Below are 13,574 nucleotides of genomic sequence, written 5' to 3' on the forward strand. Positions count from 1 at the left end.
TAGAACTGTAGAGCGTTGCAGCGCGCCGTGGGCACAGATTTGTCGCGCGAATGTAACAGCCCCTGTGCCCCGACCACTGCCCGTTGTCAGGGGTAGATAAAGCGGTTGACCACGTTCTCGAGCATCTCCTGTCGACCGCTGACGGCTTGGGGATTCAGCTCGTTGGTGAAGGCATGCTCGGCCAGTGATTCAAGGCTGAAGTCACCGGCCAGGACCGCTTTGCCAAACGGTTGCTGCCAGCCGGCATAGCGCTGGTCCTTGAACTGTTGCAACTGATCGTTCTGCACCATGGCCGCCGCGCGTTCCAGGGCGAGGGCGAGGACGTCCATGGCAGCGACGTGGCCGTGGAACAGATCGATCTCGTCCAGGCTCTGACGCCGGACCTTGGAATCGAAGTTGAACCCGCCATTGCCGAAGCCCCCGGCCTTGAGGATTTCATAGGTGGCCAGGGTCATTTCCTCGACGCTGTTGGGGAACTGGTCGGTGTCCCAGCCGTTCTGCGGGTCGCCACGGTTGGCGTCGATGCTGCCGAAGATGCCCAGGGATACAGCCGTGGCGATCTCGTGATGGAAGCTGTGCCCGGCCAGGGTCGCGTGGTTGGCTTCGATGTTGACCTTGATCTCGTTTTCCAGGCCGAACTGCTGCAGGAAGCCGAACACCGTGGCGCTGTCGTAATCGTACTGGTGCTTGGTCGGTTCCTGGGGCTTGGGCTCGATCAGCAGATCGCCCTTGAAGCCGATCTTGTGCTTGTGCTCGACCACCATGTGCATGAAGCGGCCCAGCTGTTCGCGCTCGCGCTTCAGGTCGGTGTTGAGCAGGGTTTCGTAACCTTCACGGCCGCCCCACAACACGTAGTTGGAGCCTTTGAGGCGCTGGGTGGCGTTCATGGCGCTGAACACCTGGGCGGCAGCGCAGGCGAACACTTGCGGGTCCGGGTTGCTGGCGGCGCCGGCGGCAAAACGCGGGTTGCTGAAACAGTTGGCGGTGCCCCACAACAGCTTGATCCCGGTCTCTTCCTGATGGCGCTCCAGGTGGTCGACCATCTGGGCGAAGTGTTCGCGGTACTCTTTGAGCGAGCTGCCTTCCGGGGCGACATCGGTGTCGTGGAAGCAGTAGTAGTCGATGCCCAGCTTGGAGAAGAACTCGAAGGCCGCTTCGGCTTTGCCAATGGCCACTTCCATCGGATCCCCGGCGTGCTGCCACGGGCGTTTGAATGTGCCGGCACCGAACACATCCGACCCCGGCCAGACGAAGGTATGCCAGTAGCAGACCGCCATGCGCAGGTGCTCGCGCATGGGTTTGCCGAGCACCAGTTTGTTGGCGTCGTAGTGACGGAAGGCAAGCGGCGAGTCGCTGGCGGGGCCCTCGTAGCGAATCTTGTCGACAGCGGGGAAGTACGACATGGGCGAGTTCCTTTTTATTCTTGGCGGTGTCTCGATACTAACGCCGGCCCTGTGGCTGCTGATTATGAAAATCACCAACGAGCAGTTCGATTTTGAGTATTGAGGTTCGCTGCTTGCGCGCCTAGTCTGTGTGCATCGGCCCAGGGTTAAACCAATGAAAACCGTCCCGCCCGTTCACCGCATTGCACTGTTGTTCAACGGCAGCAAGATCTACGACCGCGGCATCATCAGCGGCATCGGCAACTACCTGAGCAGCACGCGCGCGTCCTGGGACTTGTTCCTCGAGGAGGATTTTCTCTGTCGCTTGAAAGGCATTGAACGCTGGCAGGGCGATGGGATCATCGCCGACTTCGACGATCCGCTGATCGGCGAGGCGCTGGCCGGGATCAAGCTGCCGGTGGTGGCGGTGGGCGGCTCTTATCAGGATGAACGCGCCTACCCGAAGGGCATTCCCTATGTCGCCACCGACAATGATGCGTTGATGACATTGGCCTACGAGCACTTGATCGAGGCCGGGTTGACGCGTTTTGCCTGTTTCAGCCTGCCTGAGGCACAAGCCAATCGCTGGGCCCAGGAACGGGAAAAAGCCTTTCGCCGGCTGGTGCAGCGCGATGGCCTGCACGCCGAGGTCTATCGCGGCATGGGCACCAGCGCACCGCTGTGGGACAGCGCCGTCGAACAGCAGATCGCCTGGTTGCAAAGCCTGCCCAAACCCATCGGCATCATCGCCGTCAGCGACGCCCGCGCCCGGCAGTTGCTGCAAGCCTGCCTGACCGCCGGGATCGCCGTGCCTGAGCAGGTGGCGTTGATCGGCATCGACAACGACCCGCTGACCCGCAGCCTGACGCGGGTGCCGCTGAGCTCGGTGATCCAGGGCACCGAAACCATGGGCCGCACCGCCGCACGCCTGCTCCATCAAATGCTGCACGGCATGCCGTCCACCGGCACGCAGATCCTGGTCCCGCCTGACGCGATCAATGTGCAGGTGTCGAGCCTGCATCAACCGTTGGGCAACCCTTATGTCATGCAGGCACTGCTCTTCATCCGCCAATACGCCTGCCAGGGCATCAAGACGGCCCAGGTGGCGGCCTATGTGGGAGTGTCGCGCTCATCGCTGGAATCGCACTTTCGCAAGGAGCGGGGCTGCAGCGTCCACGACGAAATCCTGCGCTTCAAACTGGCCGCCGCCGCCAACGGATTGGAAAACACCAACTCGCCGATTGCCGACATCGCCCAGAACTGCGGCTTCAAATCGGCGCAATACCTGCACACCGTGTTTCGCCGCGAGTTCGGTTGCACGCCTCGGGAGTATCAGCAGGGGGCTAATGCGACAATGTAGGAGCTGTCGTAGGCGCGTCGTAGGTGAACATACATATCGATCGTTCCCACGCTCCTGCGTGGGGATGTCGCGGGACGCTCTGCGTTCCGCTTCTGGAAGGTGACGCAGAGCGTCACGGGATGCATGCCCACGCAGAGCGTGGGAACGATCAAAAACAGATATCTCGTGGACGTCGCTCTAGTTCCCTGCGCGACAGCGCAGCGTCGGCGACTCCCTCGCCACAATGAATCCAGCCGGGCGCTAAAGCCACGTATCCACCACCCGCCGATCCAGCTCCTCCCAATCCGCCATGCCCAGTACCCGAGTGGTGTTCAACCCGCGCAAATAACCGCGCAGTTGATTGGCCGTGGCGCGCCTGAGCTCCGGGTCGGGTTCGGTGCTGCTCAACAGCACGCTTTCGTATTGGATCAGGTAATCAGCCACCCGCTCACGGAAGTCGGGTAAGACCGAGTCGCGAATCAGATCAAACGTTCTCATGAATAGGCCTCATCAATCTTTCTAAGCGGACAACTATTGCTAGGAGTAATAGTGACCATTACCAAATGCAAGTTCTGCTTTGCCGGCAATCATTGGAAAATCAGCGCCATCGAACACGCAACCCCGTACTTTTATTTTCAGGACCCCACCCATGCGCCCTTTATTTGTGCTTCCCCTGGCGTTTTCCCCGTTGTTGCTGGCCGGTTGTGCCTCGGCACCGAACGACCCGACCTTGACCTTGCAGACCAGCAAGACCCCGGCCCAATACGCTGAATGCGTCGTACCGAAATTGCAAGGCAATGCCTTGAACCCTCTGGTCTCGCAGACCCAGCGCAGCTACCGCATCGTGGTGCCGAGCAAAGTCTCGGCAGATAACGTGCTGGAAGCCTACAAGGCTGGCAGCGGCGGCAAGGTGTTCATCTACGAGCGACATTTGCTGGCCTCCAACCTCCTGCCTTCGAGTTTTGAACGCGCCGCACAGGAATGCATCTGACCGGCCCGTAAACGTTTTTTCACTGTGCTCCTTTGGTTGGCCGCAACCAACCAATTCCCTTGCCCCGCACCGTCCTCGGTCGCGGGGCTTTTTTTTGCCTGCCGGTTTCAGGTTGGCCCATCATTCGCCCGGATGAACGCGATGAGCGCTTTCAGGGCCGGTGGCACATGGCGTCGGCTGGAGTAGTAGAGGAAAAACCGGCTTGGTGGTGCTTTCCATTGCGCAAGCAGTTCCGTGAGCTGCCCATTGCGGATGTCATCGCGCACCAGCTCCTCGTAGACGTAGGCAATCCCGGCGCCATCTTTTGCTGCCTGGACCATCAGCGCATCGTCTTCAAGAATGAGCGGGCCGGTGACGGACAAACGGATCGGTTGCCCTTCTGCCTGATATTCCCAGGCGTAGAGTTTGCCGCTGGGAAAACGTCGGGCGATACAGGCATGGTCGAGCAAGTCCCGTGGAGCCTGGACGATCCCCTTTGCGGCCAGATAAGCCGGTGAAGCGACGGTCACGAACGATTGAGGGGGGCCGACAGGGACGGCGATCATGTCGCCGGCCAGGCTTTCGCCAAAACGCACGCCAGCGTCAAACCCGCCGTTCACGATGTCGGTCAAGCCATCATCGGTGACCAGGTCCAGTTGAATACGTGGATACCTGGCCACGAATGGCGCGAGCACTTTCGCAAACACCGCACGCGCCGCCGGACGCGCCACGTTGAGACGAAGCTTGCCGGCAGGCACTTCCTGCATTGATGTCAGTTGCGCCAGCGCATCGGCAACCTGTTGCAGGGTCGGGGCCAGCGTTGCCAATAGCTGGTGGCCGGCCTCGGTCGGGGTAACGCTGCGCGTGGTTCGATTGAGCAGCCTGACACCCAGGCGCGCTTCCAGTGCACGCATCGCGTGACTCAATGCCGAAGCCGAAACGCCACGCTCGTCGGCGGCCTTGCGAAAGCTGCGGTGGCGAGCGACGGCCGCAAAGGCATCGAGTTCGGAAAGATCGGGGTGCTGACTCATGAATAGTGTTCAGTAGTTCAAATGCGATTACCCATCTTATCGTCATGAGATCGCTCGCGGATACTGGCCCACATCATCTGTGGAGAACTCGCAATGCAAAAGAATCGTCTTGGATCATCGGATTTTCTGATTTCGCCCATTGGCCTGGGAACCTGGGCCATTGCTGGCACCGGCTGGGAATACAGTTGGGGCGCGCAGGACGACGCGGACAGCCTGGGCGCCCTTGAATATGCCGTCGAGCGGGGTGTGAACTGGATCGATACCGCGGCGGTTTATGGTTTGGGCCATGCCGAGCAACTGGTTGGGCAACTGTTGCGTCGGGTGCCAGCTTCACGGCGACCGTTGGTGTTCACCAAGGGCAGTCTGGTCTGGGACCCGGTCACCAAAGCGATCTCGCACTCGCTGGCGCCTCAATCGCTGCTCGCCGAGGTCGAGGCAAGCTTGCGCCGGCTGCAAGTCGAAACCATCGACCTTTATCAGATCCACTGGCCGGCCTTTCCTGCAGATGGCAGCAGCGAAGGAATCGAGAGTGCGCTTTCGGCGCTGGCCACCGCCCGCGAACAGGGAAAGATTCGCGCTATCGGCGTCTCCAATTTCGATGTCGCGCAACTCCAACGGGCCCAGGCGGTGACTGAGATCGTCTCACTCCAGCCGCCTTATTCCGCCCTGATGCGAGATATCGAGGAAGACGTCCTGCCATTCTGCGAGAACGCGGGGATGGGTGTCCTGGCCTATTCCACCCTTCAATCGGGACTGCTTTCCGGGAGCATGACGCGCGAGCGCATCGCCCAATTGCCCGATGACGATTGGCGCAAGGCTCGAAGCGCGGACTTCCAGGAGCCTCGCTTGAGCGCGAACCTGGCGCTGGTCGAGGTCTTGGCCGGTATCGGCGAACGACATGGGGTGAGCGCGGCGGCAGTGGCCATCGCCTGGGTGCTGCGCAAGCCAGTGGTGACCGGTGCCATCGTCGGTGCCCGCCGTCCCGGGCAGGTCGATGGACTGATTGCCGGCGCACAGCTGCGCCTCAGTGCCGAGGAAATCGATGAGATTCAACCTTTCCTGCCCTTGGGTATGGGCACGAATGTCCCTGGGGCCGCTTGACCTCTGACGTTTGGCAGCCCGCTTGAACAAGCGGGTTTGACGCCTCGCTGCATAACCGGCACTATTTGCTCGTTTGTGATCATTAGCGCTCGTTTATGCAGGTTGTAGCATCATGACTTCTCCTCACGAAGCGTTCCCCGGCGAACGCCAGCAATTGATCAGCCAGCGTCTTGCCCGGTATGGCCGGGTGATCGCGGCCGACTTGGCCAGCGAATTCAATGTGTCCGAGCACTCGATACGGCGTGATCTGGGCGCATTGGCAGCGGCGGGGGTGTGCAAGCGCGTTTATGGCGGCGCGATACTCTTGCCCGCTGTCGAAGGGTCGTTGGACGTACGCGTACGCAAAGACCCGGCGCGCAAGGGCAGTCTCGGCCAAGCGGCCGCTGCACTGCTGCGCGCGGGCCAGCACGTCTTCATCGACGCCGGGTCGACCAACCTGGCCGTGGCCTGCGCCATTGATCCGCAATTAAAGCTGACCCTCACCACCAATTCGCCGCTGATTGCGGTTCAGTTGATGAAGCTGCCTCGCGCCGAGGTCATCCTGCTGGGTGGCCGCTTGAGTCCAAACGCGGGTGGTGTGATCGGGCTGACGGCTGTCCAGCAATTGCGCCAATTCAGTTTCGACGTGTGTGTCCTCGGCGCCTGCGCCATCGATCCGGACAATGGCGTCACGGCATTCGGCCTGGATGACGCGGAGTTCAAGCGCGCGGTGGTCGCGGCAAGCGGACAGGTGATTGCGGCGGTGACCAATGAGAAGCTCTCTAGCGTTGCCCACTATCAGGTGGCCTCCTGCGAAGAGGTCGCCACCCTGGTGGTGGAGCATGATGCGCCGCGGGAGCGACTCGAACCTTTCTTTGGTCGGGTAACCAACGTCGTGACGGCAGCCAGTGAGCCGCGGCGCAGCTGAGGTCTTTGCTGCACGGCTGTTGCCCAATTGCGCAGGACAATCGTATAGAGACTGCACGGCCCCCATTGTCCGCCGGACGATTTGCGTCTAGTTTGCTGCCCGATCACAAGTACAAAAATCAGGAGTCATCGATGCAACCGATTCGTCTCGGGCTGGTGGGCTACGGCAAGATTGCCCAGGATCAACACGTTCCAGCCATCCACGCCAACCCTGCGTTCCAACTGGTGGCTGTCGCCACGCAAGGGCAGCCTTGCGCCGGGGTGGAGAACTTCCGGTCCCTGGGCGAGTTGCTCGAAAACGGTCCGCAGGTCGATGCCATTGCGTTTTGCACACCGCCACAAGGTCGATTCGCCCTGGTGCAACAGGCGCTGGCGGCAGGTAAACACGTGCTGGTGGAAAAACCGCCGTGCGCCACGCTGGGAGAAGCCATGGCGCTGGTGGAGCAGGTCCGCGAGCAAGGCGTCAGCGGCCTGTTCGCCTGGCATTCGCGTTACGCGCCGGGCATCGAAGCCGCGCGTGACTGGCTGGCGAGTCGCACCTTGCAGAGCGTGCAGATCGACTGGAAGGAAGACGTGCGCAAGTGGCACCCGGGCCAGGCGTGGATCTGGCAACCCGGTGGCCTGGGCGTCTTCGATCCGGGTATCAATGCCTTGTCGATTGTGACCCATCTGCTGGCGTTGCCACTGTTCGTGGAGTCCGCCGAGTTGCGCGTGCCGGACAACTGCCAGTCGCCGATTGCCGCCAGCATCAAGATGGCCGACGCGCGCCACCTCGATATTCGTGCGGAGTTCGACTTCGACCATGGTCATGACGAACTCTGGAGCATCGAGATTCGCTGCGCCGAAGGCGTCCTGCGCCTGGACAACGGCGGTGCGCTATTGAGTATCGACGGCGTGGGCCAGGCTGTTTCCGAGGAAGGCGAGTACGCAGCGGTGTATCGACATTTTCAGCAATTGATTGCCGACAAAACCAGCGACATGGACCTGCAGCCGCTGCGGTTGGTTGCGGACAGCTTTTTTGTCGGCAGCCGGACCGCGGTCGAGCCGTTCTACGATTAATCCAGGGAATTGCAGTTGAACGAACAGACCTTGTCCATGCGCCTGGAGCGCGTGGCGGCGCATATGCCAGCGGGCGCGCGCCTGGCCGATATCGGCTCGGACCACGCTTACCTGCCGGTGGCCTTGTTGCGTCGTGGCGCTATTGCGATGGCGGTGGCTGGCGAGGTGGCGCTGACGCCGTTTAGCGCCGCCGAACGCACCGTTGGCGAGAATGGCCTGGAACAGCAGATCAGCGTGCGCCTGGCCAATGGCCTGGCGGCGATCGAGCCGGAAGACGGGATCACGGCGATCAGCCTCTGTGGGATGGGCGGCGAGACGATCCGCGACATCCTGGACAGCGGCAAAGCGCGGTTGAGCGGTCAGGAGCGCCTGATCATGCAACCCAATGGCGGTGAGCAACCGCTGCGCCAATGGCTGATGGAACACGACTACCGCATCCTCTGCGAGGAACTGCTGCAGGAAAACCGTTTCTACTACGAGATCATCGTCGCCGAGCGCGCTGGGCCGGTGACGTACACCGCCGAGGAGCTGTACTTCGGCCCGCTGCAGCTGCAAGCCCGCACCCCGATCTTCCTGGCCAAGTGGCAGCGCCTGCTGCGCCAGAAGCAAAAGACCCTCACCAGCTTCGCCAAGGCGCGGCAAGCCGTGCCGGAAGAGAAGCTGCAAGAGGTTGCTCGGCAGGTCCGGTGGATCACTGAGCTGTTGGCTTGAGTTGTGTTGAGGTTGGCTGTGCCGACGTCATCGCGAGCAAGCTCGCTCCCACAGGGGGTTGCGCAAGATCCTTTTGTGGGAGCGAGCCTGCTCGCGATGAGGCCATCAGCTAAATGCCACGTTCCCCAGGTGCCTGATTATCGACCCACCACCGGGTAGTGCTTGATACGACACGCATAGGAGTTGCCGTCGCCTTTACAGACGCCATCCAGGTAGCGGTAGTCCACCCGTACCGACTGCCCTTTGCCGGGCCATTGTCGGCGGGGCAGCGTGGCTTGGTAGTCCGGGGTTTCCGGGGTAAAGGTGAGCGATGAGCCTTGCGCGGGGCACTCCACCGAGGCGGACTTCGGCCTGGCCTTCACGATCTGCGCCTGTAGCTGCGGGTAGGGTTGTTTCAGTACTTCGACGATGCGCAGCTCCAGATGGCAGATCTGCCACGTCGAGGCCTGAAGGGACTCCCAGGGGAGTGGGAGTGTCAGGGCAAACAGTCCGAGGCACGCTGCGTGAGCGTTCATGGTTGCCCTTGTTTGAGGTGCTGACGTTTGCGAAATCATAGCGTGGCATTGCGCCTTTGCCTGACTCAACCGTAAAGCCCCATCAGCGAGAAGGACTTGTCAGTGGTCAGTGCAACCATTTCGGCCAGCGCGTGCAGGAGCACCGGCACCAGCAGGCCACCGCTGACCACTCTCGCAATGGCGAATACGCCTCCACAGGCGAAGATCAGCGCGACGGTTATCCAGTTCCCGTATTGGATGTGCATGCCGGCGAAGATGGCTGACGTAACGATGATCGCGATCCATGTCCAGGCACGGCTGTTCTCGTAGGGAAACAGTCGCAGCATGTAATGGCGGAAAAATAACTCTTCAGCGATGGGTGGCAGCACGATCAGCGAGGCGATCTTGATCGTGGCCTGCCAATGGTTGAGCCCGTCCAGAAGCTCGGCCATGAACACTTCTCGCGGCAACCCCAGCACGAGGATGGCAACCCCGAAAAACAGGTAGGAGCCAACGATGCCAAGCGCGCCCCACCGCAGGGGTTTGCCTATGTAATGACCACGCCATTGAGTACGCGCATCGGCGCGGTACTGCAGGACGAAGAGAGCGAGGAGAACGAGCGCGGTGATACCCGAGGTGGTCGTGAACGTCAGGTAGGCCTGCATGTCTGCGGGTATGAAAAGGACTTCGGGCACTGCTGCCAGGAAGACTATCAGGGTCGCAAGTACAAACATCCCGAGCCGGGGAAAGAAGCGGTAGGGCGGTAAAGTGGCGGCGGGAGCAAACTCAGGGGCGGCACAAAGATTCGTCACAGTCACTCCATGAGTGCAAGGAAAAAGGCATGATGCCAGTGTTTTGAGGGCATCAGGTACGAGTTCCTGCTGGGGTGATGGCGTCGTGATTCAATCCAGGCGGCGACATGAATAAGCGTGTGTCTGATAAGGGAACTCAATGTGTTGGCGCCCGCGCAGCGCCGGATGGGTCTGAATCAAGGCCCGTAGTTGATCCGCTACCTGTTTTTTCTCTGCGTCAGGCAGCGCTGCGATGAAGCTCACTGACAGAAAGCGATCCAGGATGACCGTCTCGGGGCTGCCTGCGTGGGTGTAACTAAAACAGGTCAGTTCGGGCTCCGAGAAGTAAAGTCCGTTGAAGGGGCGTCGCCAGTTTCCTGTATGAAAGCGTGGGGTATCGCCTTCGAAGGGGGTGATGATCTTAGTGATGTCGGCCACCCAGTCCACTGACTCATCACGCACGTTCCAGATCAGGCCGAGCCGGCCGCCCGGTTTGAGTACTCGGTGAATCTCTTGGAGCGCGGTTTCATTCGCGAACCAGTGGAAGGCTTGGGCGCATACGAGCGCCTGCGCTGTCCCTGTCTCGAGGGGAATGGATTCGGCCGTTCCCTCCAGAATCCTGGTGTTCGGCAGATGCTTGGCAAATTCGATTCGCATCGCCTCGACCGGTTCGATGGCGATGGCATTGATCGCCATTGAGCCCAGCAGGCGAGTAAATTTACCGGTACCGGCTCCTAACTCAATGACTGTCGATCCTGGGCTGATTTCCAGTGCACTGCTGAGCCATGCCTGTATTTCGCTTGGGTAGTCTGGGCGCCCTTGGGTATAGGTGCTGGCTTCTGCTGAGTATCCTATCTGAGCGGCCTTATGGATAACTGTCATCTTCAGCGACCCTTCGGGTGGATGGGGGTAGATGGATTATGCGGTGTGTTTTGGTCGTCAGCTAGTTGATCCTTTTTGTGCTTGGTCTCATGTGTTTGCGTTGGGGCAGATCGTTCATCGTTTTTTGGATTGGTTGGTGTGTATATCCGTTTCTGCGGTAACGGCGACTTAGGGTTCCGCCCTGACGGCGGCTCACTTTTGAACAGCGCAAAAGTAAGCAAAACGCTCTTGCCCCACCACTTGGTGCCTCGCTTAGGCTCGGCATGCCCTCACTCCGGCATTGCTCCGTGGGCCGCCGCGAAGGGCCATCCATGGCCCAGCGCGGCTATCCCGGCATCCATGCCGGGATGCCCACTCCACAATACCTGCGTTCGGCCATCGTGGTTAATGGGGCGCCCCAGATCAAAATCAAAAGCGAGGCGGCCTTAAAGCCGGCCTGTTTTGAAGCGAGCACTGTGGGTGTTCACAGCCTCTGCACACGACACAAAAACCTGTGGGAGCGAGCTTGCTCGCGAAGACGTCGGCACAGCCAACATCAACGCAAGCTGAACCACCGCTTTCGCGAGCAAGCCCGCTCCCACAGGAGAAACGCGGTTTTACCAAGAGTCAGGTCGGCTGTCAGGCCGCCTCGCGGGGGGCCCACGGAGCAATGTAAGGGCGGAACCATAAGCAGCCGTTACCGCAGCAACGGATATACACACCAACCCATCTACTCAAAGCTGCTTGGACCCCCCACCAATCTGCCAGACATACGGCGGCTCCGTACCATTGATTTCCCAATCACCAATAATGCGCTCCTTGTAGATCAGCGGATTGTGCGAAGCGGCGGTGCGGGCGTTGCGCCAGTGGCGGTCGAGGGCCTTGCTGGTGCTGGTGGCCGAGGCACCAAGGGCATTGAACAGCTCGCTGGTGGCGCGTAGCACCAGGTCGGAGATGACCACCTGGGCCTGGGCCGATTCCAGTTCGGCGGCGATGTTGGCGGCGTGTTCGGTCGCGTCGTTCTGACTGAAGCGGCTTTCGTAGGCGCGTTGGGAGGCGCTCGCGGCTCGCAGGGCAGTCGCTTGGGCGGCATAGACCTGGGCCGAGGCCCTGCCGACCACTTGTTGCACCTGCACATCCTGGCTCACTTCGCTGGCATTGCCGGTGCTGAAGACCCGGGTGCGTTTTCGTACTTGCTCGGTGATGTCGTGGACCGCAGCGCGGCCGGCGCCGGTGAGCACGGCCAGCAACACCAATTGATAAAACGCGGTCTGGTATTTGAAGCGGGTAGAGAAGTCGATGAGATTTTCTGCCTCGACCAACGCATTCTCGAACAGCGATGTCCCGCTGCCGGTAGTGCGTTGGCCAAAACCGTCCCAGTCATCGCTTTGCTTGACGCCCGGCTGGTGCACGCGCACGGCGGCGATCACGTCGGTGCCGTTGTCGTCGCGCTGGGCATACACGTCGATCCAGTCGGCGAAGATACTGCCGGTGCTGTAGTACTTGGTGCCGTTGACCACCCATTGATCGCCTTGCCGGGAAACCCGAGTAACGACGTCGCCGATTTTCACGGCGCCGACTTCCGTCCAGGCATTGCCCACCAGTTCACCCTCGACGAAGCGCTTGAACCAGATGTCTTGTGGGCTGCTGGCGTGGGCGTTGAGACGGTCCTCGACAAATGCAAAGTGCCCGCGCAGCGCCTGGGGCAGGTTGGAATCGGCTTCGGCCAGTTCGATCAGCAGTTGCAACAGCTGCGGCAACGAAGCCCCGGCGCCGCCATATTCGACCGGTACGCGAATGGCTCCAAAGCCTGCTTCCTTCAGCCATTTCACCTGTTCAAAAGGCAAGCTGCGCGTCTGCTCACGCTCCAGGGCGCCGGCCTGGATGCGTGCAAAGATCGGCCGAAAGCGTTCGGCCAAGGGCTCATAGTCGGTGCCGGTGGACAGGATCGGTGGCAGGTGTTGTTGCTGTGCGGTCATGGTGAGGTTCCTTCTTATGACGAATAGGTGGGCAGGGGGAGAAACCTGCCGGTGCCAGCGGCTATTGCACAGTCCGTGCCCGAGCCCAGACGCCCGTAAATACGGGGCTTGTACAGCGTTCATCAGCGCAGGGGCTGTCCTTGCCGAGGACAATCTGCTGCGCAACTGTGTGCCCGGCAACAGTTGCTGCCACGGATATCGACGCAGCGGATGTTCGCCACGCAACAGTGGATCAACAGCTTGTCCGTCGAGCGACAGTGAAATGATTCGGATAACTTCGTAATGCTTTGATTATTAATGAGATATCCAACTGGCACGGTTACTGCTCTACACCTTGTGCAGACGCTGAGGTGGCGTCTCCAGGCATGGGGTAGGCGATGAGCAAGCAATTCAAAGTGGTGGCGGTGTCAGGCAGCGTGCAGCACCCGTCGCGCACGCTGGTCCTGCTCCAGGCATTGGTCGACAGGCTCGGACAGCAACTGCCGATCGAGTTGCGTCTGATCGAACTGGCCAAGGTCGGCCCACAGTTCGCCGGGGTCTTGCGTCGCGAGGCGTTGCCGGCTGCCGTGCAGGAGGATCTGCAGGCCATTGAGTCGGCTGATCTGCTGATCGCCGCCAGCCCGGTGTATCGGGCCTCGTACACCGGCCTGTTCAAGCACCTGTTCGATTTCGTCCATCACGAAGCCCTCAAGAATGTACCGGTGCTGCTGGCCGCGACGGGCGGCTCGGATCGCCATGCCTTGATCATCGATCACCAACTGCGGCCCCTGTTCGGCTTCTTCCAGGCCCTGAGCCTGCCGGTGGGGGTCTATGCCAGCGAAACCGATTTCACCCAATACCAGATCTCCAGCGCACAGGTGCTGGAACGTATCGAGCGCGCCGTCGAGTCGGCGTTGCTGAGCCTGGTCCCGAGCGTTCGACGCGACGCCAGTGCCGCCTGATCCATTTTT

The 13,574-nt window shown here is 60.8% G+C and carries 14 protein-coding genes; 7 read left to right on the plus strand and 7 right to left on the minus strand.

Annotated features, from left to right (window positions below):
- Positions 1–86: 86 nt before the first annotated feature.
- Positions 87–1,403, minus strand: a complete 1,317-nt coding sequence (xylA, locus tag Q7F16_RS02160) for a xylose isomerase (RefSeq protein WP_409555524.1) — start codon at positions 1,401–1,403, stop codon at positions 87–89.
- Positions 1,404–1,557: 154 nt separating this feature from the next.
- On the opposite strand from xylA, the gene Q7F16_RS02165 reads away from it, so the two are divergent.
- Positions 1,558–2,742: a XylR family transcriptional regulator gene (locus Q7F16_RS02165; protein ID WP_409555525.1), complete on the plus strand. Its 1,185-nt coding sequence runs from the start codon at positions 1,558–1,560 to the stop codon at positions 2,740–2,742.
- A 240-nt stretch (positions 2,743–2,982) separates the two neighbouring features.
- On the opposite strand, the gene Q7F16_RS02170 is transcribed toward Q7F16_RS02165, so the two are convergent.
- On the minus strand, positions 2,983–3,219 hold the full coding sequence (locus Q7F16_RS02170; RefSeq protein ID WP_014338619.1) for a hypothetical protein: 237 nt from the start codon (positions 3,217–3,219) through the stop codon (positions 2,983–2,985).
- Between the two features lie 151 nt (positions 3,220–3,370).
- On the opposite strand from Q7F16_RS02170, the gene Q7F16_RS02175 reads away from it, so the two are divergent.
- Positions 3,371–3,712, plus strand: a complete 342-nt coding sequence (locus tag Q7F16_RS02175) for a hypothetical protein (RefSeq protein WP_409555526.1) — start codon at positions 3,371–3,373, stop codon at positions 3,710–3,712.
- Positions 3,713–3,819: 107 nt separating this feature from the next.
- On the opposite strand, the gene Q7F16_RS02180 is transcribed toward Q7F16_RS02175, so the two are convergent.
- Entirely contained in the window at positions 3,820–4,722 is a 903-nt protein-coding gene (locus Q7F16_RS02180; RefSeq protein WP_046062304.1) for a LysR family transcriptional regulator, read from the minus strand.
- Positions 4,723–4,815: 93 nt separating this feature from the next.
- Between Q7F16_RS02180 and Q7F16_RS02185 the strand changes: the two genes are divergently transcribed.
- The 4 genes from Q7F16_RS02185 to Q7F16_RS02200 all read left to right on the plus strand — a co-directional run bounded on the left by Q7F16_RS02185 (position 4,816) and on the right by Q7F16_RS02200 (position 8,499).
- Positions 4,816–5,823, plus strand: a complete 1,008-nt coding sequence (locus Q7F16_RS02185; RefSeq protein ID WP_046062305.1) for an aldo/keto reductase — start codon at positions 4,816–4,818, stop codon at positions 5,821–5,823.
- Between the two features lie 112 nt (positions 5,824–5,935).
- Positions 5,936–6,730: a DeoR/GlpR family DNA-binding transcription regulator gene (locus tag Q7F16_RS02190; protein WP_046062306.1), complete on the plus strand. Its 795-nt coding sequence runs from the start codon at positions 5,936–5,938 to the stop codon at positions 6,728–6,730.
- 131 nt (positions 6,731–6,861) lie between these two features.
- Positions 6,862–7,788, plus strand: coding sequence for a Gfo/Idh/MocA family protein (locus Q7F16_RS02195; protein WP_079303891.1), 927 nt, complete (start codon positions 6,862–6,864; stop codon positions 7,786–7,788).
- A 15-nt stretch (positions 7,789–7,803) separates the two neighbouring features.
- Positions 7,804–8,499 carry a tRNA (adenine(22)-N(1))-methyltransferase gene (locus tag Q7F16_RS02200; protein ID WP_409555527.1) on the plus strand — a complete coding sequence of 232 codons (696 nt, stop codon included), beginning with the start codon at positions 7,804–7,806 and terminating at the stop codon, positions 8,497–8,499.
- 137 nt (positions 8,500–8,636) lie between these two features.
- On the opposite strand, the gene Q7F16_RS02205 is transcribed toward Q7F16_RS02200, so the two are convergent.
- The 4 genes from Q7F16_RS02205 to Q7F16_RS02220 all read right to left on the minus strand — a co-directional run bounded on the left by Q7F16_RS02205 (position 8,637) and on the right by Q7F16_RS02220 (position 12,624).
- Positions 8,637–9,014, minus strand: a complete 378-nt coding sequence (locus Q7F16_RS02205) for a hypothetical protein (protein WP_046062309.1) — start codon at positions 9,012–9,014, stop codon at positions 8,637–8,639.
- Between the two features lie 65 nt (positions 9,015–9,079).
- Complete coding sequence (locus Q7F16_RS02210; RefSeq protein WP_046062310.1) at positions 9,080–9,805, minus strand: CPBP family intramembrane glutamic endopeptidase; 726 nt, start codon at positions 9,803–9,805, stop codon at positions 9,080–9,082.
- Positions 9,806–9,895: 90 nt separating this feature from the next.
- Positions 9,896–10,666 carry a class I SAM-dependent methyltransferase gene (locus tag Q7F16_RS02215; protein ID WP_409555528.1) on the minus strand — a complete coding sequence of 257 codons (771 nt, stop codon included), beginning with the start codon at positions 10,664–10,666 and terminating at the stop codon, positions 9,896–9,898.
- A 713-nt stretch (positions 10,667–11,379) separates the two neighbouring features.
- Positions 11,380–12,624 carry an acyl-CoA dehydrogenase family protein gene (locus Q7F16_RS02220; protein WP_409555529.1) on the minus strand — a complete coding sequence of 415 codons (1,245 nt, stop codon included), beginning with the start codon at positions 12,622–12,624 and terminating at the stop codon, positions 11,380–11,382.
- Positions 12,625–13,001: 377 nt separating this feature from the next.
- Between Q7F16_RS02220 and msuE the strand changes: the two genes are divergently transcribed.
- Positions 13,002–13,565: an FMN reductase gene (gene msuE, locus Q7F16_RS02225; protein WP_409555530.1), complete on the plus strand. Its 564-nt coding sequence runs from the start codon at positions 13,002–13,004 to the stop codon at positions 13,563–13,565.
- The last annotated feature ends 9 nt before the right edge of the window (positions 13,566–13,574 follow it).

The sequence above is a fragment of the Pseudomonas sp. Lb2C2 genome (assembly GCF_052112205.1).
GTDB lineage: Bacteria > Pseudomonadota > Gammaproteobacteria > Pseudomonadales > Pseudomonadaceae > Aquipseudomonas > Aquipseudomonas kilonensis.